The 25,324-nt window shown below is 58.5% G+C and carries 24 protein-coding genes and 2 tRNA genes; 9 read left to right on the top strand and 17 right to left on the bottom strand.

Features of this window, described 5'->3' with window-relative positions; all coding sequences use genetic code 11:
• Positions 1-138 precede the first annotated feature (138 nt).
• Entirely contained in the window at positions 139-648 is a 510-nt protein-coding gene (locus KBY08_RS10090; protein ID WP_003405482.1) for a DUF1993 family protein, read from the top strand.
• A gap of 283 nt (positions 649-931) precedes the next feature.
• Complete coding sequence (locus KBY08_RS10085) at positions 932-2,086, top strand: MFS transporter (protein ID WP_225651128.1); 1,155 nt, start codon at positions 932-934, stop codon at positions 2,084-2,086.
• Here the strand turns inward: KBY08_RS10085 and nhaR are convergent.
• Positions 2,083-2,985 carry a transcriptional activator NhaR gene (nhaR, locus tag KBY08_RS10080; RefSeq protein WP_003405479.1) on the bottom strand — a complete coding sequence of 301 codons (903 nt, stop codon included), beginning with the start codon at positions 2,983-2,985 and terminating at the stop codon, positions 2,083-2,085. The genes KBY08_RS10085 and nhaR overlap by 4 nt on opposite strands.
• A 130-nt stretch (positions 2,986-3,115) precedes the next feature.
• On the opposite strand from nhaR, the gene KBY08_RS10075 reads away from it, so the two are divergent.
• The gene (locus KBY08_RS10075; protein WP_003405475.1) at positions 3,116-3,358 is read left to right on the top strand and encodes a hypothetical protein; all 243 of its coding nucleotides are present in this window, start codon (positions 3,116-3,118) and stop codon (positions 3,356-3,358) included.
• Between the two features lie 34 nt (positions 3,359-3,392).
• Positions 3,393-4,151 (top strand): TerC family protein, encoded by a 759-nt coding sequence (locus KBY08_RS10070; RefSeq protein WP_024660154.1) that lies wholly within the window; start codon positions 3,393-3,395, stop codon positions 4,149-4,151.
• Between the two features lie 119 nt (positions 4,152-4,270).
• Here the strand turns inward: KBY08_RS10070 and KBY08_RS10065 are convergent, their stop codons facing one another.
• Positions 4,271-4,453 carry a hypothetical protein gene (locus KBY08_RS10065; RefSeq protein WP_024660155.1) on the bottom strand — a complete coding sequence of 61 codons (183 nt, stop codon included), beginning with the start codon at positions 4,451-4,453 and terminating at the stop codon, positions 4,271-4,273.
• Positions 4,454-4,673: 220 nt separating this feature from the next.
• On the opposite strand from KBY08_RS10065, the gene KBY08_RS10060 reads away from it, so the two are divergent.
• Entirely contained in the window at positions 4,674-5,369 is a 696-nt protein-coding gene (locus KBY08_RS10060) for a hypothetical protein (RefSeq protein ID WP_024651460.1), read from the top strand.
• 59 nt (positions 5,370-5,428) lie between these two features.
• Here KBY08_RS10060 and KBY08_RS10055 read toward each other — a convergent pair whose 3' ends face one another.
• Positions 5,429-6,712, bottom strand: a complete 1,284-nt coding sequence (locus KBY08_RS10055) for an NAD(P)/FAD-dependent oxidoreductase (RefSeq protein WP_024651459.1) — start codon at positions 6,710-6,712, stop codon at positions 5,429-5,431.
• A 182-nt stretch (positions 6,713-6,894) separates the two neighbouring features.
• Between KBY08_RS10055 and KBY08_RS10050 the strand changes: the two genes are divergently transcribed.
• Positions 6,895-6,971, top strand: a tRNA-Val gene (locus KBY08_RS10050).
• A 125-nt stretch (positions 6,972-7,096) separates the two neighbouring features.
• Here KBY08_RS10050 and KBY08_RS26750 read toward each other — a convergent pair.
• The 3 genes from KBY08_RS26750 to KBY08_RS10035 all read right to left on the bottom strand — a co-directional run bounded on the left by KBY08_RS26750 (position 7,097) and on the right by KBY08_RS10035 (position 8,412).
• Positions 7,097-7,351, bottom strand: a complete 255-nt coding sequence (locus tag KBY08_RS26750; protein WP_050586807.1) for a ubiquitin-like protein — start codon at positions 7,349-7,351, stop codon at positions 7,097-7,099.
• Positions 7,352-7,630: 279 nt separating this feature from the next.
• The gene (locus KBY08_RS10040) at positions 7,631-8,140 is read right to left on the bottom strand and encodes a GNAT family N-acetyltransferase (protein WP_225651127.1); all 510 of its coding nucleotides are present in this window, start codon (positions 8,138-8,140) and stop codon (positions 7,631-7,633) included.
• A 47-nt stretch (positions 8,141-8,187) separates the two neighbouring features.
• Positions 8,188-8,412: a hypothetical protein gene (locus KBY08_RS10035; RefSeq protein ID WP_024651457.1), complete on the bottom strand. Its 225-nt coding sequence runs from the start codon at positions 8,410-8,412 to the stop codon at positions 8,188-8,190.
• A gap of 273 nt (positions 8,413-8,685) precedes the next feature.
• Here KBY08_RS10035 and KBY08_RS10030 point away from each other — a divergent pair.
• A tRNA-Val gene (locus KBY08_RS10030) sits at positions 8,686-8,762 on the top strand.
• A 135-nt stretch (positions 8,763-8,897) separates the two neighbouring features.
• On the opposite strand, the gene KBY08_RS10025 is transcribed toward KBY08_RS10030, so the two are convergent.
• The 3 genes from KBY08_RS10025 to KBY08_RS10015 form a co-directional block, all read right to left on the bottom strand.
• Entirely contained in the window at positions 8,898-9,959 is a 1,062-nt protein-coding gene (locus KBY08_RS10025) for an SDR family oxidoreductase (RefSeq protein ID WP_024641985.1), read from the bottom strand.
• 89 nt (positions 9,960-10,048) lie between these two features.
• A complete protein-coding gene (locus tag KBY08_RS10020; protein ID WP_024641984.1) occupies positions 10,049-10,447 on the bottom strand; it encodes an NUDIX hydrolase in 399 nt (132 codons plus the stop codon).
• Between the two features lie 303 nt (positions 10,448-10,750).
• Positions 10,751-11,827 (bottom strand): NAD(P)-dependent alcohol dehydrogenase, encoded by a 1,077-nt coding sequence (locus KBY08_RS10015; RefSeq protein WP_024641983.1) that lies wholly within the window; start codon positions 11,825-11,827, stop codon positions 10,751-10,753.
• A gap of 244 nt (positions 11,828-12,071) precedes the next feature.
• Here KBY08_RS10015 and KBY08_RS10010 point away from each other — a divergent pair, with 244 nt between their 5' ends.
• Together KBY08_RS10010 and KBY08_RS10005 are read left to right on the top strand one after the other, a co-directional pair.
• Complete coding sequence (locus tag KBY08_RS10010; RefSeq protein WP_024660616.1) at positions 12,072-14,981, top strand: EAL domain-containing protein; 2,910 nt, start codon at positions 12,072-12,074, stop codon at positions 14,979-14,981.
• Positions 14,982-15,149: 168 nt separating this feature from the next.
• Positions 15,150-15,704, top strand: coding sequence for a hypothetical protein (locus tag KBY08_RS10005; protein ID WP_003369324.1), 555 nt, complete (start codon positions 15,150-15,152; stop codon positions 15,702-15,704).
• Between the two features lie 84 nt (positions 15,705-15,788).
• Here the strand turns inward: KBY08_RS10005 and KBY08_RS10000 are convergent, their stop codons facing one another.
• The 8 genes from KBY08_RS10000 to KBY08_RS09965 form a co-directional block, all read right to left on the bottom strand.
• Complete coding sequence (locus tag KBY08_RS10000) at positions 15,789-16,727, bottom strand: carbohydrate kinase family protein (protein WP_024651455.1); 939 nt, start codon at positions 16,725-16,727, stop codon at positions 15,789-15,791.
• Positions 16,728-16,749: 22 nt separating this feature from the next.
• Positions 16,750-18,231, bottom strand: coding sequence for a xylulokinase (gene xylB, locus KBY08_RS09995; RefSeq protein ID WP_024660617.1), 1,482 nt, complete (start codon positions 18,229-18,231; stop codon positions 16,750-16,752).
• A gap of 10 nt (positions 18,232-18,241) precedes the next feature.
• Positions 18,242-19,723, bottom strand: a complete 1,482-nt coding sequence (locus KBY08_RS09990) for a mannitol dehydrogenase family protein (RefSeq protein WP_011267679.1) — start codon at positions 19,721-19,723, stop codon at positions 18,242-18,244.
• A 17-nt stretch (positions 19,724-19,740) separates the two neighbouring features.
• Entirely contained in the window at positions 19,741-20,847 is a 1,107-nt protein-coding gene (locus tag KBY08_RS09985; protein ID WP_011267680.1) for an ABC transporter ATP-binding protein, read from the bottom strand.
• Positions 20,848-20,877: 30 nt separating this feature from the next.
• Complete coding sequence (locus KBY08_RS09980) at positions 20,878-21,711, bottom strand: carbohydrate ABC transporter permease (protein WP_003347187.1); 834 nt, start codon at positions 21,709-21,711, stop codon at positions 20,878-20,880.
• 10 nt (positions 21,712-21,721) lie between these two features.
• Entirely contained in the window at positions 21,722-22,654 is a 933-nt protein-coding gene (locus KBY08_RS09975; protein WP_011267681.1) for a carbohydrate ABC transporter permease, read from the bottom strand.
• An 87-nt stretch (positions 22,655-22,741) separates the two neighbouring features.
• Positions 22,742-24,064: an ABC transporter substrate-binding protein gene (locus tag KBY08_RS09970; RefSeq protein WP_024660618.1), complete on the bottom strand. Its 1,323-nt coding sequence runs from the start codon at positions 24,062-24,064 to the stop codon at positions 22,742-22,744.
• A gap of 240 nt (positions 24,065-24,304) precedes the next feature.
• Positions 24,305-25,210: an AraC family transcriptional regulator gene (locus KBY08_RS09965; protein WP_003402817.1), complete on the bottom strand. Its 906-nt coding sequence runs from the start codon at positions 25,208-25,210 to the stop codon at positions 24,305-24,307.
• Between the last annotated feature and the right edge of the window lie 114 nt (positions 25,211-25,324).

Below are 25,324 nucleotides of genomic sequence, written 5' to 3'. Positions count from 1 at the left end.
ATGGCGGTGGATCAGCGTAGGGCGTGGCGGACATTATTGCCAGCGTCTGCTGCACGGATCTGCAGGGGCGCTGAAAAGTGTCACGGCGTTTGGCGTCGTGTGGGTCTATAATTGCGCCTTTCTCAATCAGGATATGTCATGTCTATTTCCCTGTACGCCGCTTCCATTCCTGTCTTTCAGCAAATGCTCAACGCGCTGAGCGACGTTCTGACCAAAGCCGAAGCTTACGCGACCGAGAAGAAAATACAGCCACCAGCCCTGCTGCAGGCGCGTCTGTTCCCGGACATGCTGCCGTTTACCCGTCAGGTGCAGATCGCTGTCGATTTTGCCAAGGGTGCGTCGGCGCGTCTGGCAGGCGTCGAGATCCCGCAGTACGATGACACCGAAACCACCTTTGCCGAGTTGCAGGCACTGCTTGCCAGGACACTCGCGTTCATCGGCAGCATCACTCCTGATCAGGTCGACGGCAAGGAAGGCATCGAAATCGTCCTGCGCCCCGGCACTGAAAAGGAAAAACGCCTGAACGGTCAGGCCTATCTGCTCAGCTACGCCTTGCCGCAGTTCTTCTTTCACGTCACGACTGCCTACGATCTGCTGCGCCATAACGGCGTTGAAATCGGCAAGCGCGATTTCATGGGCAAGTTCTAAACAGTGCGGGGCTGAGACCTGGTTGATGGTCTCGGCCCCCGGCGTTATACACAAAGCCAACTGACTATCGTGCCAATGCTCCGCGTTGGCATGCATTGGGTGACGCTGCGCGTCACACATCTGCAGTCTTGCGCGGTATCAAGCGCAAAGGCGTCGCAGACACTGCTTCACAAAATGCATGCCAGTGCGAAGCATTGGCGTGACAGTCATCTTCAAGCTACTTTAATCCGCCTCCCGCAGGCCGCGCTATTGCAGCGGGCTCTGTTGTTGTTCTGGAGTATTCATGTTGTTGCCCATCCTTCTGCTGTCAGCCGCCGGGTTTACCGTGCTGACCACAGAATTCGTCATCGTCGGTCTTTTGCCAGCGGTTGCCCGCGACCTGAATGTCACGGTCTCCCAGGCAGGTCTGCTGGTGACGCTGTTTGCGTTTACCGTCGCCGCCTTTGGTCCTTTTCTGACCGCCTATTTTTCGCGCTTCGAGCGCAAGCGCCTGTTTGTCAGCATCCTGGTGCTGTTCGGCTTTGCAAATGTCCTGGCGGCGCTGGCGCCCAATATCGCCGTGATGGGTATCGCCCGGCTGATTCCGGCGTTGGGGTTGCCGGTGTTCTGGGCGCTGGCCAGCGAGACCGCCGTGGACATTGTCGGTCCGCAGTTTGCCGGCCGGGCAATTGCCAGGATCGGTTTCGGCATCGTTTGCGCCACGGTGTTCGGCATTCCCATCGGCACTCTGATCTCCGATGCCTTCGGCTGGCGCACGGCCTTTCTGGTGCTGGCCGTTCTGGCGTTCGCCAAGGCACTGTTGCTGACGGTCTATCTGCCGAAGACGGCTGCCAAGCAGAACCCGGTATCGATCCTTAAGCAGTTCGGCATCTTGCGCAGCCGGATGATGCAGGGGCATGTGCTGCTCTCGGTGCTGGTGTTCAGCGGCATGTTCACGGCCTATACCTATCTGGCGGACATGCTCGAGCGTCTTGCCGGTTTCGACGGCGCTCTGGTGGGCTGGTGCCTGATGGGCTTTGGCGCTGTCGGCTTGCTGGGCAACTCGCTGGGTGGGCGCATGGTCGACCGCCATCCGTTGATTGCCAGCCTGGTGTTCTGCGCATTCATGGTGGTTGGCATGGTCGCGGTGGTGCCGAGCATCCATTCGGTGGTGGCCTTGCCACTCGCGCTGCCGGTCTGGGGTATCACCCAGGCGGCCTTGTTTCTGGTCAGTCATGTACGGTTGATCAAGGCCGCGCCGCAAGCGCCTGCGTTCGCGGCGTCACTGAACATCGCTGGTGCCAACCTCGGCATTGGCATCGGCGCGGTGATCGGCGGCAGGGTCATTGATCACCTGGGGCTGGGCCACGTCGGTTTTGCCGCTGCGGGCATCATCGTGCTGGCGATTGTGCTGGCGCTGCTGTTGATCAAGCGTGATCCGGGTCCGCTCCCGGCTTAGCCAGCATCGGTAAACAGCTGATTCCGAGCACTTTCGGCAATGGCGACGACGCCGGGGTGCTTGACCTTGCGCTCCACGGTGATGGCGTAGAACGATTCGGTCACCGCATCAGTATGGCCAATCACTTGTACGCCATACTGGTTCTGCACTTCGTCGGCGATCACGCTGGGCGCCACGAACACGCCGCTGCCGGATTTGCCAAACGCCTTCATCAGTGCGCTGTCATCGAATTCGCCGATGATGCGTGGCTGAATGCCCTGTTCGGCAAACCAGCGCATCAGTCTGCCTCGAACCACGGTCTCCTGACCCGGAATCAGCAGCGGTGCTCCATGCATGCACTGCGGAAAATTTGTCCCGATACGCTCCGCCATTTCACGCGTGGCGAAAAAACTGACCCCGCATTCTCCCAGCTTCTGGCTGTAACCCTTGATGTCCAGGTGCGGCGGCATGGGGCTGTCGGAAATCACCAGGTCCAGACGCTGGATGGCCAGGTCTGCCAGCAGTCGTTCCAGCTTGTCCTCGCGACAGGTGATGCGAATGGACTCATCCAGCGTCATGGTCGGGGCAATCAGGCGGTAGACAATGGACTTGGGCACGACGTCGGCCACCCCAATGCGCAACAGCAATTGCTGTTCATCCGGCTGTGAGCGCAACAGGTTTTCCAGGTCATTGCCCAACTGAAACATCTGTTCGGCATAGGGCAGGGCGAGGCGGCCTGCTTCGGTCATTTCCAGCTGCCGACCGACGCGCTGGAACAGATCGACCCCAAGCGACGCCTCGAGCAGGCTGATCTGCCCGCTGACAGTCTGCGCGGTCAGATTCAGCTGTTCGCAGGCGCGCACGATGCTGCCGGTCTTGGCCACGACCCAGAAGTAGTGGAGTTGGCGGTAATTGAGCATAATTTCAGCCGATTCGGTAAAACCGAAGTATACGACTTATAAAATCGAATTTTCCTTATGTTTCAAGATGTCTAGAATCCGCTCCAACGCCGGGCTGAACATGCCGCCCGGCTTCACAACCGAGGAGCCCATGAACAAAGCCCTTTACGCTGTATTACTGAGCGGTTCGCTGCTGGTAGTGGCAGGGTGCGATCAGCTAGAGTCTTCCACCAAGCATGTGGTGAACGCCGCAGCTGACAGTGCAAAACAGGTGGTCGATGACACCCATAAAGCTGCGACCCAGGCATTGGACGACGCCAGGCAGGAACTTTCGTTGCAGGAATCACCACCAAACTCGGCTGAAACCGAAAACACGTCTGATAAAGAAATCTGACTTATAACTATTGGCGCAGGCAGGGCAGTGATCTATGGAATACCTATTGGAACTCGCGACAAGTCCGGCAGCCTGGATCGCGCTGGCGACACTGGTGGTGATGGAAGTCGTACTGGGCATCGATAACCTGATTTTCATCTCGATTCTCACCAACAAGCTGCCTGAACACCAGCGCGAGAAGGCTCGCAAGCTGGGTATCGGCATGGCGCTGGTGATGCGCCTGGGTCTGCTCAGTACCGTTGCGTACATCGTGCAGCTGACAGAACCGGTTTTCGAGGTATTCGGCCAGGCGTTCTCATGGAAGGACATGATCCTGATTGCCGGTGGTCTGTTCCTGGTGTGGAAGGCAACAACGGAAATTCACCACAGCATGGACATCAAGACCGAGGAGGAGAAAGCCCTGGGTTCGGTGGTGATGTTGAGCATGAGCGCGGCGATCGTACAGATCCTGATGCTGGACCTGGTGTTCTCCATCGACAGTATCATCACTGCCGTGGGCATGACCGAACACCTGCCGATCATGGTCATCGCGGTCATCTCTGCTGTCGTGGTGATGCTTGTTGCAGCCAACCCGCTGGCGAAATTCATCAACGACAACCCGACGGTGGTCATGCTGGCGCTGGGCTTCCTGATCATGATCGGTATGACACTGATCGCCGAAGGTTTCGGCGCCCATGTGCCCAAGGGTTACATCTACGCGGCGATGGCCTTCTCGGCAGCCGTTGAAGCCTTGAACATGCTGGTACGCAGGGCAAGACGCAAGAAAGCCGGTACCCAGGAGTCCACGCACTGATAACTGGCGAAGCGGTAAAAAAGGTCGGCCCTGGCAACAGGGTCGACCTTTTGCATTCAAGGTGCGGGCAAATACGCTGAGGAGGGCAGATCAGCTAAGCGCTGCTCATACTCTGTAAATCAGTTTGCGGCGACAGCGGGGGCCTTGATGTGTTTTGCAAGTACAGCCGTTTGTACCGCACGCGGCTCGACGCTGCGCGGCTGATGATGGCGACGGGATATACGCATTACCCCCCACAGCATCGCGCTGGCGACGGCAAGCCACGAAGCGATCAGCATCACTATTGTCAATTCCAGGCTCATAAGTGCCTCCACATTCCTGCTTTTTGTTGCGGTCTTGATAATTGACAGTCTAGTACGGGGCATGTTTCGGTTAATTGACCAGTGGCATCGGGCTATGAATTATTTTCGCCACTCTGTTGGCCGAGGTGCCACGCGTGGCTATCCCCGGAACCCGGTCGGCTCTATCATCGGTGCTCAGGTCGGGTCGCGGGTTGCCCGACAACAGTTGAAGTGAGTGAACATGCTGTCGGTTTCTTTCTTTACCGGTACTTCCGGTGCACTGCGTTCATGGCTGATTGGGGCCATGCTGATTGGCCTTGCCGGTTGTTCATCGATGGTTACGCCGGAGATGAAGCGCCTTCCTGACCGGGTCGAGCTAACTTCGGTGCCGTTCTTCCGGGGTAATGCCTATCAAAGCGGGCCGATGGTGCTGGCAAGCATGCTGGCCAACCAGCAGGTGCAGACGACGCCTGGTTTGCTCGACAAGCCGCTGCAATTGCCGGGTGCCGAGGACCGGCTCGAGCAGAACATGCAGAAGGTCGCGCGTGAATACGGTTTCATGGTGTACCCGCTTGATGGCCAGTTGCAGGACCTGCTGACTCAGGTCTCGGCGGGCTATCCGGTGATGCTGCGTTTTGCCCAGGGCTCTGTACTGTGGAAAGGGCCACGTTATGCGGTGCTGATCGGTTACAACCGCATCAAGGAGACCGTGCTGCTCAACGCAGGCATGGACCGTCGCTATTCAATGAGTTTCAGCAGCTTTGCGTCGGCCTGGAAAGACGCGGGCAGTTGGGCGGTGCTGATCCAGTCGCCCCGGCAGTTGCCAGCCAACGTCGATGCGCAGCGCTGGTTGCAGGCGGCCGAAGCATTATCGACATCAGGACAGGACCAAGCGGCGGGCGAGGCGAAAAGAACGCTGGCACGCGGCGTTAAATGAACTCAACGCGGCAGGAACAAAAACGGCACCGAGAAGGTGCCGTTTTACGTTCAGCGAGCTTAGAAACCGAGTCGGTCACGCAGGCTGTAATACCACGCGCCCAGCGCAGTCAGCGGGGTGCGTAGCATCTGCCCGCCGGGGAACGGGTAATGAGGCAGGTCGGCGAATGCATCGAAGCGTTCGGCCTGCCCGCGCAGGGCTTCGGCCAGCACTTTGCCGGCCAGGTGCGTGTACGTCACGCCATGCCCGCTGCAACCCTGCGAGTAATAGATGTTGTCGCCCAGCCTGCCAACCTGCGGCAGGCGAGACAGGGTCAGCAGGAAATTGCCGGTCCACGCGTAGTCGATCTTCACGTCCTTGAGTTGTGGGAATGCCTTGAGCATCTTCGGGCGAATAATGGCTTCGATGTTGGCCGGATCTCGTGCGCCATACACCACGCCGCCACCGAATATCAGGCGTTTGTCGGCGCTGAGACGGTAGTAATCGAGCAGATAATTACAGTCCTCGACGCAGTAGTCCTGCGGCAGGAGTGTCTTGGCCAGTTCATCGCTCAACGGCTCGGTGGTGATCACCTGAGTGCCGCACGGCATCGACTTGGCCGCCAGCTCCGGGACCAGATTGCCCAGGTAGGCATTGCCGGCCACGATAATGAACTTGGCCCGGACCCTGCCTTGTGCCGTATGCACCACAGGGTTTGCCCCGCGCTCGATACGAATGGCCGCTGATTGCTCGTAGATGGTGCCACCCAGCGTCTCGACAGCGGCGGCTTCACCCAGCGCCAGGTTGAGTGGATGAATATGCCCACCGGTCATGTCCAGCAACCCGCCGATGTACTGATCACAGGCCACAACTTCATTGATCCGGCGCTTGTCCATCAACTCGAGTCCGGTATGCCCATAGCGCTCCCAGAGCCGCTGCTGGGCCTCGAGATGCGCCAGTTGCTTGCTGGTCAGCGCTGCGAATACACCACCATCTTTCAGGTCGCACTGAATGCCGTAACGGGAAACCCGATCCCGAATGATCGATGCGCCTTCGAAGGCCATCTGCCCGAGCAATTGCGCCTGGCGTGGCCCCACGGTTCGCTCGATGACATCGATGTCGCGGCTGTAGCTGTTGACGATCTGCCCGCCATTACGCCCCGATGCGCCAAACCCGACCTTCGCCGCTTCCAGCATAGTGACCCGAAATCCGTTTTCCAGCAGAAACAGAGCGCTGGACAAGCCTGTGTAACCGGCTCCGATGACACACACGTCAGTTTCGACTTCGCCCTGCAGCACGGGACGTTCCGGGGCAGCATTGGCTGAAGCCGCGTAATAGGACTGCGGGTAGGGCGTGTTTGCCATCCTGAGACTCCGTTTAATATTCTTGACGATGGCGGCAATCGTACCCGAGATGTAAAAGCTCTGCCAGCAGCAGGCAAAAAGAGCCGTTGCCTGTTGATTGGCAAAAAACGCTGTATTTCATAGGGTTAGCAAAAAAACAGATTGACAGGTATTCGCATATCCGTAGAATGCCGACCCACAGCAGGCACGTAGCTCAGTTGGTTAGAGCACCACCTTGACATGGTGGGGGTCGTTGGTTCGAGTCCAATCGCGCCTACCAGACAAAATCCGCTCTGCTGGGCGGTATCAAAAGGGTCAGCCGAGAGGCTGGCCCTTTTCGTTTCAGTGTCTTTTGCAGGTCTGATTTTTCAGGAGCTGAGGCACATGGGCTTCTAAAGGCTTAAATCATGGGCTTATAGGGCCATCTAAGGGTTTCAAGACCAGGGTCAGCGTACTATCTTCCTTAATACTGTAATCTGCCAGCGAGCGTCCATCTTCCAGTCCCTTACCTGCAAATATAAGCCGTTGTCTTGGTATAGAATTGCTCGTCTTGTCCTTTATCTTTTCGTGTATCTTGGCTTTAACATCACTGATCAAGTCGCTGCTTTCTACGTCTAGGTCAAATTTGTCGCCTAGTAATAGCTCTATGTGAATTATCATCTGGTTTGCCTGAATGGTTTTATGAGTATAAGGGGCTCGAACATAAATGTCTGCGTTGGACGTTCGAGGTGTTTGTACGTCATTCAGGTTAGAACTGCCTGGCGATGGGTGATACTAGTAAAGTTGCTAGGTAGGGTTTGGTAAGATCTTCAAGCGCAAAGTCGAGTGCGCAAGGGGGGGAGCGTGGGTTCGAGTCCAATCGCGCCTACCAGACAAAATCCGCTCTGCTGGGCGGTAAGAAAAGGGTCAGCCGAGAGGCTGGCCCTTTTTGTTTTGCTGTCAGTTGCCAATGATCGAGTAGACGCGCGTGTTGCGCAATCCTCCCTGAATACTCATGCGATCCTGTCTAAGCGTGCCTTCGTACTCAAATCCGACCCGCTCGGCGAGTCTCTGGCTCGCCAGGTTTCTTTCATCCATTGTCAGAAACACGCGATTAGCCATGAAGTTGTCCAGCGCATAGCTGACCAATGCTGCAACGCCCTCACTTATCAAGCCGGCGCCAAGGTATTGAGTTCTGCCCCAATAGCCTACTTCAAAGCTTCGCAACTGCCAGTTGGCATTATGCAAGCCGCTGCTTCCTACTAATGCGCCGTTGTTTTTCAGAAAGAGAAGAGCCCTGAGATCCTCATTCAGGAGGAACCGGGCGTAGGCATGGCGGCAGATCAGTTCGGACTGATCGATACCAGGAGTCGGCGTTGCCCAGGCTAACCATTTCTGCAAATGCTCGGCCGATTCGGCAACAGCCTGATTAAACACGATGCCGTCACCTGGCTTTGCAACGCGAATCAACAGGCGCTCTGAGTAGATTGGACGCTGTCATCGACAATGCTCATGTGTCAGTACTTTAAGCCCTCTTTAGTGTCGGCCTTGCACGGTTTCCAGTCAGGCGTCGGGGGCGGGCCTGGGATGTTTTTAATGATAATGACGATCCCGTCACTTCCCACTCTTGCATAGCGATTCGTGATAGCGGCCCCGTCTGCGGAGGCTGATTTGCTTTCATTGTTGCTCTGAACCGAGCCTGAGCCGTTATCAACCACCAGTGCGGACACTTCATCGTCCATGATTTTTCTCCTGAGTAACGCATAGTTCGACGCCTATGACGCTAGCAAGGCTATTGCGGCCGGATGATGAGTGATACTGGTAAATGTGCTAGGTAAGGTTTCGAAAGGTGCGTGAACACAAGAAGGCCGCTCGATCAGCGTGCTGGAAAGACGAAAGGAATCCGATGGCACGTGATCAGTGACAGGAGCCTTAAAAATTTCACGTATTCAGCGAGTTACTGCAAAAAAGCGTTTGACAGGCAATCGAATATCCGTAGAATGCCGACCCACAGCAGGCACGTAGCTCAGTTGGTTAGAGCACCACCTTGACATGGTGGGGGTCGTTGGTTCGAGTCCAATCGCGCCTACCAAACAAAATCCGCTCTGCTGGGCGGTAAAAAAAGGGTCAACCGAGAGGTTGACCCTTTTTTGTTGTGCTTGCCTTAGCTGTAGCAAGTGCCAGCTCTTGTGCCAACGCGAGCATTGGCACAAGAGGGCAAGCAGCCTCAGGGGATCAGGCGGTCACGGCGCAGCTTTTCAAACACGTCGAAGAACGCGTCGTCACTGGCCTGAAATGCCGTGAAACCCAGTTTGCGGCTTTTCGACATGTCGGTGACCACCTCGATCGGGCGGCCAAGGTCGGCATCGCTGTGCCATGGCGAAATCAGGCGGTTGATATCACTTTCCTTGAGCTGATGCTCGCGGACAATGTCATCCCAGATTGCTTGATCGTTGGCCATCTGCGTTTCCAGCGGGGCAGGCTCGCTCGGGAAATCGGCTGGTTGCAAGCCGAAGTATTCGGCGATCTGTCCCCACATCCAGCTCCAGCGGAACACATCGCCGTTGGTGATGTTGAACGCCTGATTGGCCGCTGCAGGTGTGGTCGCAGCCCACAGTTGCTGGCGGGCCAGCTGACGCGCATCGGTCATGTCGGTCAGGCTGTCCCACTGCACGCGTGAACCCGGGAACACGAAAGGTCGGCCGGTGGCTTTACAGATCGAGGCGTAAACGGCCAGGGTCGTCGCCATGTTCATCGCGTTGCCGACGGCGACACCGGTCACGGTGTGCGGGCGATGGACGCTCCAGGTAAAGCCATCCTTTTCGGCGGCAGCGAAGACTTCGTCTTCCTGGGCGTAGTAGAAGTTCTCGATATCCAGGCGCGCCTGCGATTCCCTGAACGGCGTTTGCGGCAGGGTGCCTTTGCCATATGCTTCGAACGGGCCGAGGTAATGCTTGAGGCCGGTCACCAGCGCAACATGCTTGACACTGCCAGCGGGCCGCACAGCGTCCAGCACGTTGCGCACCATCGCAGCATTGACGCGGATGTTTTCTGCTTCAGTGGCCTGACGCGACCATGTGGTGATGAAAACGTGGGTGGGCTTTACATCAGCCAGAGCCGCACGCACGGAATCCGGGTTCTGCAGGTCTGCAGCTACCGGGATTACACCGGGCCGCGCTGACGGGCTACGGGAGAGGGCGGCAACCTGCCAATCGTTTTCCAGTAACAACTGCGTGATTGCGCTGCCGACAATGCCACTTGCGCCAACAACCAGGGCGGTCTGAGTCATAGGGGTCTCCTGAGACGGGGAAGAAAGTAATGAACCGTCTGCTGTCTCAGAACCGAATCAGGCCATACCGTTCAACCTTATTGTTCCGATTACCCCGTGACGTGGCTCCGGGAGCCGGAGACGTCTTCTGGCTGATTGGCATACGACTTGACGATGGTCTTGGTCGCACTGCTGGCCTTCAGGTCGTCAAGTTTCTGCGGCGCAAGCCATTTGCAGGCGGCAATTTCGTTCTGCGGCGATGGATCGCTGGAGGCTGGAACCTGGGTGGTGAAAACGTAGTGGGTCACCTGATCCTTCTCATACACATCAAGGTACAGAAGGTTAAGGTCAGTAAGCCCGGTTTCCTCGCACAGTTCACGCACTGCGGCCTGGAAGGGCGTTTCACCCGCTTCTATCTTGCCGCCGGGCAACGCCCAGCGGGATTTCGGTTTGCGCACGTAGAGGACCTGGCCGTCACGTTTGCAGATGACTGTCGCTCGTTGTTTCATAATCCATTCACCTGTTGAACGTCCGTTGACATGAGTATCTGCAAGGAGTGCGTGAACTTGAGACTCAAAGACAGTCAGTAGTAGTCACCAAAATGTAATAAATAGTTCATTTCGGAGGGCGGGCCGCTCTGGCCGTAAAGGGAAGCGGCCAGAGCGGGGCGCGCAGCAGGCGGGTTACCGATGCCTGCAATGAGAGTCCTGCAACCAGAGTATGGACATCAGTGGGCGATTGATGGCGATCGGTTCACCGGGGGCGACGTACGGCATGTCAAAGCGCAGCCGTCCATGGCTGCCAGGTGCGCATCAGGCAGCATTCGAGTCGGCAGCCGCCTCCTGCTTGAGGCTGTCCATGTCGATGACGAAGCGATACTTGACGTCGCCCTTGAGCATCCGCTCGTAAGCCTCGTTGATGTCCTGCATGGCGATCACTTCAATGTCGGAAACGATGCCGTGCTCGGCGCAGAAGTCCAGCATTTCCTGGGTTTCCTGAATGCCTCCGATCAACGAGCCGGCCAGGCTGCGACGCTTGAAGATCAGGTTGAACACTGCGGGTGACGGATGCGGTTCTGCCGGCGCGCCAACCAGTGTCATGGTGCCGTCGCGTTTGAGAAGAGACAGGAAGGCGTCCAGGTCATGCGGCGCTGCGACCGTGTTGAGGATAAAGTCCAGGCTGTTGGCCTGAGCGGCCATCTGTCCCGCGTCCCTGGATACGACCACTTCGTCGGCGCCCAGACGCAAGCCATCTTCGCGCTTGTCGGGGGAGGTCGTGAACAGCACCACATGGGCGCCCATGGCGTGGGCGATCTTGACGCCCATGTGGCCGAGGCCGCCAAGCCCGACAATGCCGACTTTCTTGCCGGGGCCGACCTTCCAGTGGCGCAAGGGGGAATAGGTGGTGATACCTGCGCACAACAGCGGCGCGACGGCGGCCAGGTTGGCATCATGTGAGATGCGCAAGACGAACTTTTCCTTGACCACGATCTTGTCGGAGTAGCCGCCGAATGTGTTCTCTCCGCCAAATACCGGTCCATTGTAGGTGCCGGTGAAGCCGCTCTCGCAATATTGCTCGTCGCCCTCGGCGCACGATGCACATTGCTGGCAGCTGTCGACCATGCAGCCGACGCCAGCCAGGTCGCCGACCTTGAATTGCTTGACGTCGGAGCCGACCGCCGTGACCCGGCCGACGATTTCGTGACCCGGAACAGAAGGATAGAGTGTGTTGTGCCACTCATTGCGCGCAGTATGCAGATCGGAGTGGCACACGCCGCAGTACAGGATGTCGATCTGAACATCGTCAGCGCCGGGCGAGCGACGTTCGAATTGATGGGGCTTGAGTGTGTCCTGAGCCGATTGCGCTGCGTAGCTGTATGTCTTGACCATTACTGTCACCTGTTCAATGGGGATAAGTGTAACGCCGTACGACAGCATAGCCGAGCCTCGCTCATTGACCTTGCTGTCTGGCAATGCACCTGAATCTGACCCATGGGCAGCCATGTAGTGCCCTGCGTCACACAAGCGCCATCGGGAAGCCGAAGGGTCTGCCAAAAAGGTATGAACTTTGCAACAATGCCCTGTCACGCTTGTAATCTTTGGTCATGGTTTTAGGGATGACCGCCGTCGGCTCATGCATCTGGGTGTTTCCATGACAGTCTCACTTCTGGCCACGGGCCTTTGCCCAAGCGTAGCTTGCACCTCAATTGCTCCCGGCAGCGCGTTGCCAGCCACCCGCGACCGATTCTCCTGTCACGCCTCCATCGAAGCACTGATCAACGCCGCAAGGCAGCAGACAGGAGCCATTGCCTGGGCTGCATACGCCGCTGGTGAACTGAAATGCCTGCTCGGGCAGGGCGACGAAAGCGTTGTCTGGCCGACACACATCGCTGCTGAAGATTTCGAGGCGTATTGCACTCAGTTGCAGCTGCATTGCCGGGTCGCGGGGCAGGGCGAGGGCGTGCTGGGTTGGGTGTTGGCACCGATGGCTGAAAAAGACCACCCCTTGCTGTTGGATCTGGCTGTCAGGCTGGGCTCGCTGTTGCAGACCGCGGCGTTGATCCGCGCGCAGAACACTCAGCGCGTTCTGTACGAAATCAGCTTGCTGGCCAGTACTACGCTGGACCGCGGCGCTTTTCTGCAAGGCATTCATGAGCAACTCGGGACCCTGATCGATGCCGAAAACTTCTACGTTGCGCTGTATGACCGGCAAAGCGGCAAGATCACCTACCCTTATTACATTGACCGCTTCGATGACGAAGCGATGGCACATGAGACGTTCGAGTTTATCGACGCTGACCGGATGTCGCTCACCGGATATGTGTTGAGCAGCGGGCAGCCGTTGTTTCTCGATGCCGCCTGCATCGAACTGGCCAAAGCCGAAAACCGGTTTTACTGCGTTGGACGTCTACCCGAGTTCTGGATGGGCGCGCCTTTGAAAAATGCATCGGACGACGTCTTTGGCATGGTCGCGATGCAGGTTTATGACGTGTCTCGTGTCTACAGTGCCCAGGATCGTGCGTTGTTCGCCGTGGTGTCGCGCCATGTGGCCATGGCACTGGACCGGCAGTTGCACCGCACTGACCTGGAGCAGGTGGTGGCCCTGCGCACGCAGCAGCTTTCTGCAGCCAACGACGCGTTGCGTCAGGAAGTCAGGGATCGCGAGCGCGCCGAGCATCTGCAGAATGCCCTGTTCCAGATTGCCGAGCTTTCCAGTCAGCCCGGTGACATGAACGAGCTTTTCCGCAGCCTGCACATGATCGTCGGCGAGCTGCTGGTGGCGCTCAATTTCTACATCGCGCTTTACGACAGTACGACAGGCGAAGTGACCTTTCCGTACTACATTGACAAGTTCAAGCCCACGCCGCCGCGCTCACGACGCGGGCAGCGGGGGTTTACCGAGTATGTGATAGGTCAGCGGCGACCGTGCCTGATCGATTATGACGACGCCCGCAGACTGGAACGCCTTGGCGAAATCGAGTTGCAGCGAGATTCCGGCCGTTCTTATTCCTGGCTGGGCATTCCGCTGTTCGAAGGTGGGCAGGTGCGCGGCGTGCTGGTGGTGCAGAGCTATTCCAAGGATGTGAGCTATACCTTGCGCGATCAGGAGCTGCTGACCTTCGTTTCTCGTCACATCGACACGGCGCTGTCCCGGCGCAGCGCGGCAGAAGCAATCCACACCGCCAATGTTCTGCTTGAAGCCAGGGTTCGAGACAGGACCCGGGAGCTGGATAAGGCCAACGCCAGGCTGCAGCACGAAAACTCCCATGACTCACTGACCGGGCTGCCCAATCGCAGCCATTTGCAACATCGCCTGAGGCAGGCCTGGCAGGACTTCTGCCGCAATGGCCAGCAAGTGATCGTCATGTTCATCGATCTGGATCGCTTCAAGATGATTAATGACAGCCTTGGTCATCACTGTGGCGACATCCTTCTGGTGCAGGCCGCTGAACGCCTGCGCAGTTGCATGCGCGAAAGGGACCTGCTGGCGCGGCTGGGCGGTGACGAGTTCGCCGTGTTGAGCATCGACACGCCGTTGCAGACCGGCACGGAGATCGCTCAGCGAATACTGACCGCATTCGAGCAGCCGTTCGTGATCGATGATCACACGGTTTTCTCTTCCTGCAGTATCGGTGTGGTGGGCGCCGACAGCTGCTTCCATCAGGAACCGGCCGACCTGCTGCGCGATGCCGATACCGCCATGTACCGGGTCAAGAACGGTGGGCGGGACAGCTTTGCGGTGTTCAATCAGGCGTTGCGCCGCGAGGTGTCGGATCAGGTCGAGCAGGAAGGTGCGTTGCGCACGGCGCTGAAACGTACGGATCAGTTGATTCCCTATTTTCAGCCGGTGATCTGCGTCAACAGTGGAAAGTTGCTGGCGTTCGAGGCGCTGATCCGCTGGCGCATGCCGGATGGACGCATCGTCGGGCCAGAGAGCTTTCTGCCTGCGCTCGAGGGGCTGCGCCTGATTGGCCGTCTGGACCTGTACATGCTCAGGCGTGTGGTTTCCATTCTGGCGCAACCCGAGAACAGTCATTGGCCGCCCGTGCACGTGAACTGTTCGAGCTACAGCATCACCCGTCCGGCGTTCGCCGCAGAAGTACTGGCACTGCTTGCCGAGCAGAATGTTGCGCCTGAACGTCTGTGTCTGGAACTCACCGAAGGCGCACTGGTGGCCGATCCCGAGCAGGCACGTCTGTCGATGAAGCTCCTGGCCGAGCACGGCATGTCGGTCATGCTCGACGATTTCGGCGCGGGCTTCTCTTCGCTCAGCTACGTGCACCAGTACCATTTCAGCGGTTTGAAAATCGACAAGTCGTTTATCTTTGGCTTGACCTCCAGTGTGCGCAGCCGCGCCATTGTGCGTGCCATTGTGCGCATGGCCGAATCCCTCGATCTGACCGTGGTTGCCGAAGGGGTCGAGGATCGAGAAACGCTTGAGTTGCTGCGCGAGATCGGCGCCACGCAGGCGCAGGGCTACTACTTCTCCGAGCCGCTGCCGATTGAGCTGTTGGATATCAACACCGGTCTTGCAGCAGGCTGACGCTCGGCCAGTGCTTGCCGCAGACGGCAGGTTGTATCCGTTCTTTGACGCGCTCGATAGACCTGATTTTTATTTAATCATTAAAAATCAACGGATTATGACTTTATGCGGCAGTTGGCACTGGACTTGCTGGTAAACCTGGGCAACAGGTTCATCAGGAGGTGAGAGATGATTATTGGCACGAGTGCGCTTGAGCAGCTTGTTTCCCGGGCTGTTGTCGGGCGCAAGACCGTGGATGAGGTGTCCCAGGACGCCTTCAGCTCGGTCGCTGCCGCTGGCCTGACATCAGGTTCGGCACCGGTTACCGCGCAGACCAGCAGTTCGACATCGCAAGACAGCAAGCAGGACAACAGCGGTTACAACGAATCCTTTGCACGGATGATGATCAACCTGAAGTCCGCCGGTGATACGTCACTGTCGGAAAAGACGGCTGACCGTGACAACGGTGTCATCGGTTCAGTGGCTGGCACCACCAGCACCACTGACACGGCATCGACGGATTCGGTACAACAGAAATTCATGGACTCTCTGAAGCAGACAGCCGAAGAGAAAGTGCGCGAAAAGCTGACGGGCATCACCCAGAAAGACTATGACGCCATGGCGCCACAGGACCAGCTGGCGATTGACCAGAAGGTTCAGGACGCGCTCAAGGACAAGCAGAACGATGTTGCGGATGACATCAACACCCGCATCAGAGGGATCAAGGCCGGTATGGTGGCTTGATGGCTCGAAAAAAGCCGCTCAGACCATGATGACCGTCGTGCCGATGCTCTGCATTGGCACGATATTCATTGGATTTCAGCCCTGTCACCCCAATTGATGCCTGTACGGCAAATCCGGCCCGACCTTCGTGCAGGTCAGCGCGGCCGCGCCGACGGCGAAACTCAGCATCTCATCCAGCAATTCCCGTGACAGTGTTGCCAGGCCCTCTGGCGTGTCCAGTTGGCGTTCGCTGAGGAAGGTCAGCAGCGCCGCCTGAAACGTATCCCCGGCCCCGACGGTATCGGCGGTCACCACTGTTTTTGCCGGCGCCGACCAGGTGCCGTGCTGGCGGGTGAAGACGCTGGCGCCTTGCGTGCCGCGGGTAACGATGACCAGTTGCGTACGCTTGCCGAGCCAGCCTTCGGCGATCTTTTGTGGATCGCTGTCCGGGTACAGCAGGTGCAGGTCTTCGTCGCTGACCTTGATCAGGTGCGCATGCTCGGCGAACGCTGCGACCTGGCTGCGCCAGCGCTGAATGTCCGGTGCCGGGTTGAGGCGCACGTTGGGGTCCAGCGATATCAGCCGTGTGCTGCTTTCACGGGCGACCAGCGCCAGCAGCGTGTCGGCGATCGGCTGCACCACCAGGGAAAACGAGCCGACGTGAATGCCGCGTACCTGCCCGTCGAGTTCCGGCAGGTGTTCCAGGCGCAACTGGCGGTCTGCGCAGCCGTCGCCTCGAAAGCTGTAAGTTGGCGATCCATCGCTGCCCACGGCGACCATGGCCAGTGTGGTGGGCGCGTCGAAGTCGATCAGGTGATCGGTATTGACTGTTTCCTTTTCCAGCACGGCGCGCAGACGGCGGCCCAGGTAATCGGTAGACAGCCCGGCAAGGAAGCTCGCCTCCACACCCAGACGGCGCAGGCCGATGGCAACGTTGAACGGAGAGCCGCCGGCTATCGCATCGAACCCCAATCTGTTCAGGGAACCGCTGTCATCCGCGCGGGTAAAAATATCGAACAGTGCTTCGCCACAAACCAGAAACATAAGTGCTCCATGAAAAAACGCTTCAAACCTTGCGCAATTGCGCCTGATAACCCTGATAGACCTGCTGGTAGGCGGCCACATTATGCACCACAGGATGCGTCTCACTGCTCTGATCGAGACTCACGCAGCGTTCACACAGTTGCTGCAGGTCCTGAGCTTTGCCGTTGGCGCGCGACCAGCACCAGGCCGCTTGAATGGCGGCGCCCAGCGCGGCGGCTTCCGAGTGGTCGGTGCAGATCACCGGAGTGTTCATGATGTCGGCCACGATCTGCCGCCACACGGCACTTTTGGAGCCACCGCCGATCAGACGGATCTTTTCGCTTTTGATACCGCTGTCGCGTAACAGGTCGAGCCCGTAGCGAAGGCCGAAGGTAGTGCCTTCGACCACCGCACGGGACAGGTTGGCCTGGGTCAGATTGGTGCTGTCCAGCCCGACGATGCTGCCGGTAGCGTCGGGCAGGGCGGGCACGCGTTCGCCGTTCAGAAAGGGCAGCATCAGTACGCCTTCGGCACCGATCGGCGCGTGGGCGACCACCTGGTTGAAGCCGCCGATGTCGAGGGCGAACAACTCGCGAATGGCAGTCGTTGCGTTGGTCAGGTTCATCGTGCAGATCAGCGGCAACCAGCCGCCTGAGGATGAGCAGAACGTCGCGACCGACTCATGCTCACTGACCTGCGCCTCATCGGCGTAGGCATACACGGTGCCCGAAGAGCCCAGGCTCATGGTGATCAGCCCCGGCTGGATATTGCCTGTGCCGATCGCGCCCATCATGTTGTCGCCGCCGCCACTGGAGACCAGCGCGTCAGGGTTCAGGCCCAGCAGCCGGGCGACCTCAGCACGCAGTGCGCCCACCGGTTCATGGGCTTGCAACAGCTGTGGAAGTGCCTTGCCCAGGCGACCGCTCGGGTCGATGTGCGCGAGCAACGGCAGGTCCCACTCGCGAGTGCGCACGTTGAAGTAACCGGTGCCCGATGCGTCGCCAAACTCGGTGCAGCAGCGGCCGGTCAGCCAATAGTTGAGGTAGTCGTGGGGCAGCAGCACCTTGTCGATCCGCTCGAACAGATCCGGGTATTGCTCCTTGGTCCACAGCAGTTTCGACACGGTATAGCCTGGGGCAATGACCAGGCCAAGGCGTTGCAGCGAACCCTGCGCGCCGCCCAGAAAGTCCAGCAGGCGCTGGTTTTCCGGTGCCGACTCGGTATCGCACCACAGTTTGGCCGGGCGCAGTACCTGGCCTTGAGCATCGAGCAGCACCAGGCCATGTTGCTGGCCTGAGACCCCGATGCCCTGAATCTGCTGACCGGAAACGCCCGACGCTGCCAGTGCCTCGCGGGTCGCCTGTTGCAGGGCGTCCAGCCATTGCTGCACGTCCTGTTCACGGCGTCCGTTATGGTCGCTGATCAGGCTGTGCGGCGCCGAGCCTTCGCCCAGCACGGTGCCGCTTTCGGTGTCGAGCACCAGCACCTTGGTGCCCTGGGTCCCGCAATCGATTCCAAGAAACATGGGAATTCCCTCAGGCCTTGGCGGCCAAAAGTTTTTCCAGTGTGCCACTCACACCCAGTGTGCGGAGATCATTGAGGTTCTGCTCGAAGGCCGCCACGAATGCTGCGGATTTCGGAATGGCCGAGCCAAAGATTTCTTCCACTGCCAACAAGCGCTGAGTAATAAGCGTGTCATCAGCCACCAGCGCCTGACAGAACCCGGCACGCGGGTCAGGAATGGTGTAGGTCGTGCCGTTTTCGTCGACCCCCTTCAGATACAGCGCCCATGCAGCGACGACCAGCGAAGCGCGTTCGAGATTGCCCTGATCGACGATCAGACGATTGATCGTCGGAATGGTGAACTTGGGAAATTTCGACGATCCGTCCGAGCAGACCCGTTCCAGCTGGTCGGCAATCGCCTGGTTGGAAAAGCGCTCGATCAAGGTGTCCTTGTAACCTTCCAGATCGATACCTGGCACCGACGCCAGTTGCGGGGTCACGTCCAGGTCCATATAAGTGCGGATATAGCTCACGAACAGCGGGTCATTCATGGTTTCGTGGACAAAACGATAACCTTTCAGGAAGCCCAGGTAGGTCAATGCCAGATGACTGCCGTTAAGCAGTTTGATCTTCATCTCTTCATAGGGCGTCACGTCATCGGTGAACTGCACGCCGACTTTTTCCCACGCCGGGCGACCATTGACGAACTTGTCTTCCAGCACCCACTGCACGAACGGTTCGCAGACCACTGGCCAGGCATCGTCGATGTGCTTCTCGTCCGCCAGTTGCAGCCGGTGGGCTGCGCTGGTCATCGGTGTAATACGGTCGACCATCGCGTTGGGAAAACTGACGTTTTCCTTGATCCAGTCGTGCAGATCGGCATCGCGCAACGTGGCAAATGCCAGCAATGCCTTGCGAGTGACCGCGCCGTTGTGTGGCAGGTTATCGCAGGACATCAGGGTGAAGGCTGGCGTACCTTGCGCCCGGCGGCGGGCCAGTGCGGCGCAGAGGAAGCCGAAGACCGTCGTTGGCTGATCCGGGTTTGCCAGGTCGTGTTGAATCTGCGGCAGATGGGCCATGAACTGCCCGTTGCTGTCGTCGATGCAGTAACCGCCTTCGGTGATGGTCAGCGAGACGATGCGGATGTCCGGGCTGGCCAGTTTGTCGATCAGCGCCTGCGGGCTGTCGTCGGCCAGCAGCATGCCGCTGATCGAGGCGATAATGCGGGTTTTGGTGTCGGGTGTGTCACCCAGTTCATAGAGCGTGTACAGGTAGTCCTGTTGCGCCAGTGCATCGCGCACGACCTTGTCTTCAGGACGCAGGCCCACGCCGCAGATGCTCCATTCAAAGCCTTCGCCGCTGTTCATCAGCGCATCGGTATAAAACGCCTGATGCGCCCGGTGGAAGCCCCCGACGCCGATGTGGGCAATGCCCTGGCGAGTGCTCTCGACGGTGTAGGCGGGCACGGCAATGTCGGCGCCCAATCGGGACAGATTGTTTTTGTTCAGTTTCATGACGGGCTCTCCGGGACTCAGGCTGCGGCAGTCTGCAAGGCTTTGGCAATCACCAGACCTTGAGCGTCGAACAGGTGGCATTGGGCACTGTCGAGATGCAGGTTCAGCGTCTCGCCATACTGGCTGGCCAGATCGCCACGAATACGCATGGTCAGCGCTTCGCCCGAGCGGGTACGCACGTGACAGTACGTGTCACTGCCAAGACGTTCGCTGACGTCGGCAACCACCTGCAACTGGCAATCATCGCCTTGGGCAAGGTTCAGGTGTTCCGGGCGGATGCCCAGCGTTACCGCAGCGCCGACGCTCTGTCCTGCGCCATTGACCGGCAGGCTGATGCGCGTTCCGGCATCCAGCTCGACTTCGCAGCTGGCGCTGTCCACCCGGCTGATCGTGCCCTTGAGGAAGCCCATTTTCGGCGTGCCGAGAAAGCCGGCAACGAACAGGTTGGCCGGGTGGTGGTACAGCTCGAGCGGCGAGCCGACCTGCTCGACCTTGCCGCCATTGAGGACGACGACCTTGTCGGCCAAAGTCATGGCTTCCACCTGATCATGCGTCACGTAGATCATCGTGGCCTGTAACTCCTTGTGCAGGCGCGACAATTCCAGGCGGGTCTGCACGCGCAGCGCGGCGTCGAGGTTGGACAGCGGTTCGTCGAACAGGAAAATCTTCGGGTTGCGCACGATGGCCCGGCCAATCGCGACACGCTGGCGTTGCCCGCCGGACAGTTGTTTGGGCTTGCGCTCCAGCAGCGGTCCGAGCTCCAGAATACGTGCGGCTTCATCGACCTTCTTCTTGATCTCGGCCTTGTCACCGCCCGCCAGGTCCAGCGCGAACGACAGGTTCTTGCCGACGGTCATGTGCGGATACAGCGCATAGGTCTGGAACACCATGGCCAGGTCGCGCTTGGCCGGCGTGACCTGCGTGATGTCCCGGCCATCGAGCTCGATGGTTCCCGACGTCACTTCTTCAAGCCCGGCGATCAGCCGCAGCAGGGTGGATTTGCCGCAGCCCGAAGGCCCGACGAAGACCACGAACTCGCGGTCTTTCACCTCCAGGTCGATACCCTTGATGATCTGGTGACCGTCAAAGCCTTTTTGCAGATTACGGATGCTCAGGTTAGCCATGTTGGACTCCTTCTTGTTCTTTAGGCCGGGCTATTTGACAGCGCCGAACGACAGGCCGCGAACCAGTTGTTTCTGACTGATCCAGCCGAAAATCAGAATGGGTGCACAGGCCAGGGTCGAGACCGCTGACAGCTTGGCCCAGAACAACCCTTCAGGGCTGGAGTAGGAAGCGATCAAGGCCGTCAACGGCGCCGCGGCGGACGAGGTGAGGTTCAGCGACCAGAACGCTTCGTTCCAGCACAGGATCAGCGACAGCAACGCGGTGGAAGCCAGGCCGCCCTTGCAGATCGGCATCAGCACGCGAAAGATCTCCTGACGGGTACTGGCCCCGTCCAGCCGTGAGGCCTCGAGGATCTCGCCGGGGATATCCTTGAAGTAGGTGTAAATCATCCAGACCACGATCGGCAGGTTGATCAGCGTATAGATGATGATCAGCGCCAGCCGCGAATCGAGCAGGCCAAAGGTCTTGGCCAGCAGATAGATCGGCATCAGCACGCCCACCGGCGGCAGCATCTTGGTCGAGAGCATCCACAGCAGTGTGCTCTTGGTGCGCTTGGTCTCGAAAAACGCCATGGAATACGCCGCAGGAATCGCGATCAGCATGGCCAGCACCGTGGCGCTGAAGGAAATCAGCACCGAGTTCCAGGCAAAATGGAAGTAATCGCTGCGCTCCTGAATATGCAGGTAGTTTTCCAGCGTCGGCGTGAAGAACAGCTGTGGCGGTGTCGCGAACGCATCGATCTCGGTCTTGAAGCTGGTCAGGACCATCCAGAAGATCGGAAAGAACACCAGCGCAGCGATGATCCAGGACAGGGCCCCGAGCAGCAGGCTTTGCAGACGGCGTGATTGTTTGAGGGTCATCATGGCAAGGTCCTCATGACTTGTCGGTGAGGTTTTTGCCGATCATCCGGATCAGGATGATCGCCGCGATGTTGGCTATGACCACGGCAATCAGCCCGCCCGCCGAGGCCATGCCGACGTCGAACTGCAGCAGCGCCTGGATATAGATCAGGTAAGCCAGGTTGGTCGAGGCAAAGCCCGGCCCGCCGTTGGTCGTGGTGAAGATTTCAGCGAATACCGAAAGCAGGAAGATCGTTTCGATCATCACCACCACGGCAATCGGACGCGCCAGGTGCGGCAGGGTCAGGTGCCAGAAGATCGCCAGCGGACCTGCGCCGTCCAGCCGCGCTGCTTCTTTCTGCTCCTGATCCAGTGACTGCATGGCGGTCATCAGGATCAGAATGGCGAACGGCAGCCATTGCCAGGACACAATGATGATGATCGACAGCATCGGGTAATGGGCAAACCAGTCAATCGGTTCGGCGCCGAAGAACTTCCAGACCGCCGCAAGTACGCCGGACACCGGATGAAAGATCAGATTTTTCCAGATCAGCGCACTGACCGTGGGCATGATGAAGAACGGCGAGATCAACAGCACACGGACGATGCCGCGACCGAAAAACTCGCTGGCCTCCAGCAGCGCCGAAATCAGCACGCCGAAGATCACACTGATCGCCAGCACGCTGCCGACCAGCAGCAGGGTATTGCCGGCACCCGGCAAAAAGCCGCTGTCGGTCACGAAATACTGGAAGTTCTCCAAGCCGACGAATTCGTTTTCGCCAGGGGAGAGCAGGTTGTAGCGGATCAGCGAGAAGTAAATGGTCATGCCCAGCGGCACGATCATCCACACCAGCAGAAGCGCTACCGAAGGACTGACCAGAAACCAGCCCGGCTTGAATCGACGGTTTTTGAGCGGTTGCTGTTCGCCGGACAGGTCCGTGCGTTCAGGGGAGGCTGAGGTATTCATGGGGAGCTCCGAACCGGATTGCACCAGAGTTGTTGCGCAGTTGAGCGACAGGGCGAGAGCATTGGCTTTCGCCCTGGTGCGTGACAGTTACTTTTTCGGGTAACCCGCTCGTTTCATGTCGCGCGCGGTCGCGGTTTGCGCATTCTGCAAGGCCTGATCCACAGTGGACTGACCTATGAGCGCTGCGGAGAACTGCTGACCGACGCTGGTGCCGATGGCCTGGAACTCGGGAATGGTGACCAGTTGAATGCCGACGTAAGGCACGGGATCGCGTGTCGGGGCCTTGGGATTGGCTTTCTTGAGCGATTCCAGTGTGATGTTGGCAAACGGTGCAGCCTTTTTATACTCGTCGGTATAGGTCGAGGCGCGCGTGCCCGGCGGTACGTTGGATACACCGTCGGTATCGGCGACCAATTTGGCGTACTCTTTCGAGGTCGCCCACTGGGTGAACTCGGCAGCATCCTTGGTGTTCTTGGCGCTGGTCGGGATCGCCAGCGACCACGAGTAAAGCCACGATGAGCCCGTCTCGGTCACTTCATGCGGGGCGTAAGTAAAGCCGACGCTGTCGGCCACTTTGCTCTGCTTCTTGTCGGTCACGAACGAACCGGCAACGCTGGCGTCGACCCAGATGGCGCATTTGCCGCTGTTGAACAGCGCAAGGTTCTCGTTAAAACCGTTACTTGAGGCACCCGGCGGGCCGTATTTCTTCATGGTATTGACGTAGAAGTTCAGCGCATCCTTCCATTCTGGCTGATCGAACTGTGGCGTCCACTGCTCATCGAACCAGCGTCCGCCATAGGCGTTGGCCAGCGTGGTGATCAGCGCCATGTTCTCGCCCCAGCCAGCCTTGCCGCGCAGACACAGGCCGTACTGTTCCTTGGGCTTGTCGGTCAATTTCTCGGCGAACCCGGCGATCTGGGTCCAGGTAGGGCGCTCGGGCATGGTCAGGCCTGCGGCCTTGAACAGGTCGGTGCGGTAGTAGGTGATCGAGGCTTCAGCATAGAACGGCAGGGCAAACAGTTTGTCGTCCACCGAAAGGCCGTCGCGTACTGATGGGAACACATCCTTCAGATCGTAGCTGTCAGGCAGGTCTTTCATTTCCTGCAGCCAGCCTTTCTGACCCCAGAGTGAGGCTTCGTACATGCCGATGGTCAGCACGTCGAACTGGCCGCCCTTGGTGGCGATGTCGGTGGTCAGGCGTTGACGCAGGACGTTCTCTTCCAGCACGACCCAGTTGAGCTTGATATCGGGGTGCTTTTCTTCGAAGGTCTTGGAGAGGCGTTGCATGCGAATCATGTCGCTGTTGTTGACCGTGGCGATGGTCACGGTCCCCGCGGTGGCACTGCCACTGAACACGAAACAGGTGCTGAGGACGGAACTGGCGAGCAGAAGTTTTGCTGAGTTCTTCATTGATCACTCCTCTTCCACGCCCAAAGGACTGCAGAAGGATGGTTATTGTTTTTTTCTCTTCCGGAGGTGAGGAAGATGTGCATTGATTACACCGGCGTTCGGTCTGAAAGACAAATCCTGCGCCGCACTCTGACTGATACTTTTTTGCACTCGGGTGGGAAAAGGCAACAGCGCCGAATCGCCCATAGGGCGGCTTCGACGCAACTCCAGCGTAGACGATGAGGGCGAGGGCGGGGCGAATCAGTACAGGTTTTGTTCGGTCAGACGCTGAACGGCGAGTCGGCGGTAGTGCGACGGAGTCATGCCCTTGAGTTGCTGAAAACGCCGATTGAAGTTGGAAATATTGTTGAATCCGGACTCGAAGCACACATCGGTGACCGGTTTGTCGCCGTCGGCGAGCAGTTCGCAGGATTTGCTGATACGCAGCCGGTTGACGAACTCCACGAAGCAGCGCCCGGTAGCCTGTTTGAACACCCGGGAAAAATAGGTCGGTTTCATGCCCAGATACTCGGCGACTTCCTCCAGCGGCAGCTCGCGGCCATAGTGGGCGAAAATATAATCCACCGCCCGGTTGGTGCGATCCACGCTGTGCTCGTCCGCCGTGTGGGCGACCGCCGTGCCTGACAGCAACTGGTAGTCGTCGCTGGCGGCGAGCAGTTCGAGCAGAATGAAGAAATGGCCCAGGCGAGTAATGCCTCGCGAGTCGGCGATTTTCTGCATCTGCTTCATGGCCTGACGAATCGTGCGTTTGCAGCGAAATTCGATGCCGTAGCGGGCGCGCTCCAATAACGGCGTCAGGGTCTTGAGCTCGGCAAACACCTGGTTGCCGCTTTCCAGCAGCTCATCGGTAAAGTTGACCAGCATGTCGCGCTTGGGCACCACTTCACCGTCGTCGATCTGGCTGATCCAGTTATGCGGCAGGTTGGGGCCGGTGAGAAACAGGCTGGCAGGATTGAAATTGCCGATGTAGTCGCCGACAAACACCTTGCCGGAGCTGGCGACGATCAGGTGCAGTTCATATTCCTTGTGGAAGTGCCAGCGCACCAGCGGGCAGGGGAAACCATGCTCGCGGTAGATGATCGACAGACCGTTGTGGTCGTCCATCAGTTCGTAGGAAGGGTCGGCGATTCTTGTTGTTTTATTCATTGGCGATGTCATGTTCATCTGTTGCCAAAAGAGTAATGTGCCTGATTTTTCAGTTCAATGCCCGGTCATTGGCAAAAATCGCCTACGATCAGGCCTCTGCACAGAGGAGGCGTT

The sequence above is a fragment of the Pseudomonas sp. P135 genome (assembly GCF_020312125.1).
In the GTDB taxonomy this organism is placed as follows: domain Bacteria; phylum Pseudomonadota; class Gammaproteobacteria; order Pseudomonadales; family Pseudomonadaceae; genus Aquipseudomonas; species Aquipseudomonas fragariae.
The sequence above is the reverse complement of the archived record's forward strand: the minus strand, read 5'-3'. Positions and strand labels throughout refer to the sequence as shown.

Coding starts and splice junctions, on each gene's coding strand:
- KBY08_RS09990 (WP_011267679.1), bottom strand. CDS start 19,723: ATGAAACTGAACAAAAACAATCTGTCCCGATTGGGCGCCGACATTGCC.
- KBY08_RS10090 (WP_003405482.1), top strand. CDS start 139: ATGTCTATTTCCCTGTACGCCGCTTCCATTCCTGTCTTTCAGCAAATG.
- KBY08_RS10020 (WP_024641984.1), bottom strand. CDS start 10,447: ATGAAACAACGAGCGACAGTCATCTGCAAACGTGACGGCCAGGTCCTC.
- nhaR (WP_003405479.1), bottom strand. CDS start 2,985: ATGCTCAATTACCGCCAACTCCACTACTTCTGGGTCGTGGCCAAGACC.
- KBY08_RS10055 (WP_024651459.1), bottom strand. CDS start 6,712: ATGGCAAACACGCCCTACCCGCAGTCCTATTACGCGGCTTCAGCCAAT.
- KBY08_RS10065 (WP_024660155.1), bottom strand. CDS start 4,453: ATGAGCCTGGAATTGACAATAGTGATGCTGATCGCTTCGTGGCTTGCC.
- KBY08_RS10005 (WP_003369324.1), top strand. CDS start 15,150: ATGATTATTGGCACGAGTGCGCTTGAGCAGCTTGTTTCCCGGGCTGTT.
- KBY08_RS09980 (WP_003347187.1), bottom strand. CDS start 21,711: ATGATGACCCTCAAACAATCACGCCGTCTGCAAAGCCTGCTGCTCGGG.
- KBY08_RS10000 (WP_024651455.1), bottom strand. CDS start 16,727: ATGTTTCTGGTTTGTGGCGAAGCACTGTTCGATATTTTTACCCGCGCG.
- KBY08_RS10035 (WP_024651457.1), bottom strand. CDS start 8,412: ATGGACGATGAAGTGTCCGCACTGGTGGTTGATAACGGCTCAGGCTCG.
- KBY08_RS09985 (WP_011267680.1), bottom strand. CDS start 20,847: ATGGCTAACCTGAGCATCCGTAATCTGCAAAAAGGCTTTGACGGTCAC.
- KBY08_RS10075 (WP_003405475.1), top strand. CDS start 3,116: ATGAACAAAGCCCTTTACGCTGTATTACTGAGCGGTTCGCTGCTGGTA.
- KBY08_RS10015 (WP_024641983.1), bottom strand. CDS start 11,827: ATGGTCAAGACATACAGCTACGCAGCGCAATCGGCTCAGGACACACTC.
- KBY08_RS10085 (WP_225651128.1), top strand. CDS start 932: ATGTTGTTGCCCATCCTTCTGCTGTCAGCCGCCGGGTTTACCGTGCTG.
- KBY08_RS10060 (WP_024651460.1), top strand. CDS start 4,674: ATGCTGTCGGTTTCTTTCTTTACCGGTACTTCCGGTGCACTGCGTTCA.
- KBY08_RS09975 (WP_011267681.1), bottom strand. CDS start 22,654: ATGAATACCTCAGCCTCCCCTGAACGCACGGACCTGTCCGGCGAACAG.
- KBY08_RS10070 (WP_024660154.1), top strand. CDS start 3,393: ATGGAATACCTATTGGAACTCGCGACAAGTCCGGCAGCCTGGATCGCG.
- KBY08_RS10010 (WP_024660616.1), top strand. CDS start 12,072: ATGCATCTGGGTGTTTCCATGACAGTCTCACTTCTGGCCACGGGCCTT.
- KBY08_RS09970 (WP_024660618.1), bottom strand. CDS start 24,064: ATGAAGAACTCAGCAAAACTTCTGCTCGCCAGTTCCGTCCTCAGCACC.
- KBY08_RS26750 (WP_050586807.1), bottom strand. CDS start 7,351: ATGATAATTCACATAGAGCTATTACTAGGCGACAAATTTGACCTAGAC.
- KBY08_RS09965 (WP_003402817.1), bottom strand. CDS start 25,210: ATGAATAAAACAACAAGAATCGCCGACCCTTCCTACGAACTGATGGAC.
- KBY08_RS10025 (WP_024641985.1), bottom strand. CDS start 9,959: ATGACTCAGACCGCCCTGGTTGTTGGCGCAAGTGGCATTGTCGGCAGC.
- xylB (WP_024660617.1), bottom strand. CDS start 18,231: ATGTTTCTTGGAATCGATTGCGGGACCCAGGGCACCAAGGTGCTGGTG.